Below are 3,727 nucleotides of genomic sequence, written 5' to 3'. Positions count from 1 at the left end.
TATCTTAGCATCGTCTGTTGTCGAAAGAAAACCGGCAAGGCCAAGCATTGATGAGCCCATAGCGCCTTCCAATTGGACATACTCTTTGCCGTCTTTCTGCTTAACGGACTTCATCATCATCTTAGGACTTATTACTCTGTTATATTCTTCAAGACCAAGCATAGCTCTCAAATCTCTTAAAAACGGCTGCAAGACTGTGTCATTCAATAACACTGTGTTTGTATTAAAAAGCTGCATGCCATCTTTGCCAAATCTGTCATCTGTTTTAGAAATCCCCATATTGTTAAAAAGTTCTGCCTGTCCTGGATTTTCCTTATCGCTTGTCTTTGCATCCGCTAATTCAAGCAGATTCTTTCTGGATTTTTTGCCTCCTAAATATTCTACGCCAAGCATGCCGCCTTTTACGTCTATCGGAGCCCTAGTAGTTGTTATCATTACAACAGGCACGTTCTCTCTCGCCATCCATCCTGCTATAACATTATTAGGAGAATTAGATATGCCATCACCATTAAATATACTTCTTATCTGAACGCTCCCATCCTGTGGCAGTTTTTTATCGGGCATGTTAGATAGGGCGTACACGCCCCAGTGCCCATGGCTACCGGGAGCTGTATATTTGTCAGTCAACTTATTATTATCCTCTACATCAAAGCGCGGAAATAGCGCCTGTTCCGGCATAATACCCAACATATTTTTTTCTTCAAGTATCTCGCCATATGTCCTTTTGCTGCTATTAGAAGTATCAAGCCTATCATAAAGATAAACAGTGTCCATTAGGTCATCCATAGCCTGCCTTGTTTCACTACTGATAAATTCTTCTAGGATACCCTGGCTGTAATGGCCATTCTCTACCTCATACAGAAGGGCTAGTATAGTAGCCTCTGCAACACTTACAAATGCTTCTTTTTCCTGATCATTTATTTTAACGATAGTCTTAAAATAACAATCCATAGCCTTTGCCCCAAGCTTTGGCTCACTCTTTCGACCTGTCATTCTCCAGATAGTTTTTAAGAAATCTAGCCTATCCATTTCCTGGCCTATGCCGCCATTTAATGGATTCTGTACGATTGTAACATTCGAGGCAGCTTGTATGTTTCTTAAATCCTTCGCAATATCATCATATTGAACCACGCCAAGGTCCTCATATTTAATGCCCTCGACATCCCCCTTTGCAAGCAATGCTGAAGGAAAAAAGTTATCTCCTATAATAAGCGGCTTGGAATCTGCTAATATCAAGGCGTCCTTATCTCTTCCTGCTTTCTTTAATTCATCTATTACTAAAGTAGCAGCTTGAGCAGATGCATCGTCTTTAGTTAATGATGCATCAGCTTCCATGAGAATACGCACCTGTGCATCTACAAGCAGCTGCAGATTATACTGCCTGTAGAGCGCTGAAAAATAAGCCCTATCAGATTCCAGGGACAAAGACATAAGAAGCTTTTCACCGGATCCAAGAAAATACGCGCTTTCTGTTCTCTCAGCAAAGAATAAAATATCTTTTAATGTAGCTTCAAATGAATCAGATGCGTATATCCTGTTATATACAATATTGCCTACATCCGGAAGCTGCCTTACACCTATACTCAGCTTAGCTCTTAAGCTCTCTGGAACACTTCCGTCCGCTGGGCCCAATATATCCTTTAAATTATGCCATGCGTTTTGTGGACCGCGTAGGATAACCGGTATAGTGCTGCTTGATATCATATGTTCTATAAGAGCGTCAAAAAACAACTCATCCTTCTCTTCTGCATAAAATTCTGCCGCGGCTTTGCGGCTTAATATCTGCCCAGGCAAGCTCGCGATTACTTCAAAGCCTGAATCCTTAAGCTTTTCTGTAATTGCATCTTCGCTTAATAAATTCTTATCTGGCCCAGCAGCAATGCTTGGTTTTATCATCACAAACGCAAGTCTTCTTTCAAAGATATCCTCAGGCGTTATTACACCTGAGGATGATGCCTTTATGCCTGCTGATGTATCGCTAAGCTGCTGTTGTATTTCGCGTAATATCTTGAGGGTATCGACAACAGGACTGCCTTTGCCATTAAGCCAACGGACCATGGCCGTTACTTCTGTTTTGCGCCATTTCTTCTTAGCTTGTATTCTAGTAACATCTTGCATTATATTTTTCCATTTTGCGAATTTCGCGTCTTTCATTAAATCATCTATCATTACAATAAAGTTGTTTAATGGTGGGGTTGATTTACTGAATATATCCACTCCTGCAATAGGCACAGCACCACTATAAGCTATTAATTTTCTTCTTATAACCTTGCTAACTCGATCATTCCCCTCACCTCTCGCGGCTTTTTTAAGCGTCTCTAAGCCTACTATCTCAAGAGAGGTCTCGAGTCCGGGCACTATCTCTTTTGCCTTTACTGATAACTTAGAGAAATCTGTTTTTGTGAACTCGCGCTCACCTGCTACGACAACTACCAGATCAAGATCATTAGCTTTCTCAACCCATGGATAACTTCCCATAAGATATATCGAAACCAGCGGCGTATCAGCAGATATCATATTATTTTCATAAAGAGTTGCTATCACTGCTGGGATCTTTTGCAAGCAATAATCCAACTTTTCAAGAGCCTTTTTGCGGGGTTGTTCATTTTCAGAGATATAATTCCACATCCAGCTTCTTTTGTTTGATGTAGTTAATATATCATCTTTACCGACTATCGCTGTGCCCTGTTTCTGATGATCAATAGGGGGTACCTTTAGTTCCCAGAATTGCACATCCTGTATAAATTTGGGTGGTAATTTTTGAGCAGATGGCAAAGCTGTTTTGGGTTCCGGAGATACCGGAACTGGTTTATATTTTAAAGAATTTGTAACCGAAGATTCCTTTGCTGGGTCTTTTGCTATGATGACTTTTGGATCTTCTGTAGTTGTAGCTATCTCTATCCTCGCTTGTTTGTAAACAGTTGTCTCATGGTACCAAACATCGCCATAAGGACCAAGAACCGGACTTTCATCTGTTGAACCTCGAATATGACTAAACTTCACTGATATCTCGCCTCTTAAATATCGCAAAACTAATTCCACGTCCTGGGGAGATAGAGGCGCAAACAGCATTTCAGCGCCGCTATTATATCGTACATGATGTGACAGGCTTTCCTCTAAAACGTTGCTCAATGGACCCTCTGGCAACAACATGACAAGAGATTTGGCAGCAACTTTGCGTATGTTCAAATGAACATTTTTTAAAGCCGTTATTAACGCAGGAATTACAGAAAGATCATTAATTTTAGATAAAACTATCACAGCGCTTTCTTGCCCTTTTGGATCATTACCTATTAAGACTTCTCTTAATGCCGGGATCGCGGGAGCACCGATTCCGGCTAAAGCCGCTATGGCTTCTTTGTATGTTTCTAAATCATCTTTTTTTAAGACTAATATTAATTCTGGGATCAAATGCGAATACTCAAAAAGATCCCCGATTCGAACTAAGGCTATTGCGGCATTCTTTCGCGCTTTTGGATCATTACCTATTAAGACTTCTCTTAATGCCGGGATCGCGGGAGCGCCGATTCCGGCTAAAGCCGCTATGGCTTCTTTGTATGTTTCTAAATCATCTTCTTTTAAGACTGATATTAATTCTGGGATCAAATGCGAATACTCAGAAAGATCCCCGATTCGAACTAAGGCTATTGCGGCATTCTTTCGCGCTTTTGGATCATTACCTATTAAGACTTCTCTTAATGCCGGGATCGCGGGAGCACCGATTCCG

General features: G+C 41.0%; 1 protein-coding gene. It reads right to left on the bottom strand.

The window, feature by feature from the left end; translation table 11 throughout:
- Positions 1–3,727, bottom strand: a 3,727-nt coding sequence (locus P9L93_02965) for a HEAT repeat domain-containing protein (protein ID MDP8230046.1), incomplete at both ends; no start/stop codon positions are given.

Source organism: Candidatus Gorgyraea atricola, assembly GCA_030765235.1.
GTDB lineage: Bacteria > Omnitrophota > Gorgyraeia > Gorgyraeales > Gorgyraeaceae > Gorgyraea > Gorgyraea atricola.
The sequence above is the reverse complement of the archived record's forward strand: the minus strand, read 5'-3'. Positions and strand labels throughout refer to the sequence as shown.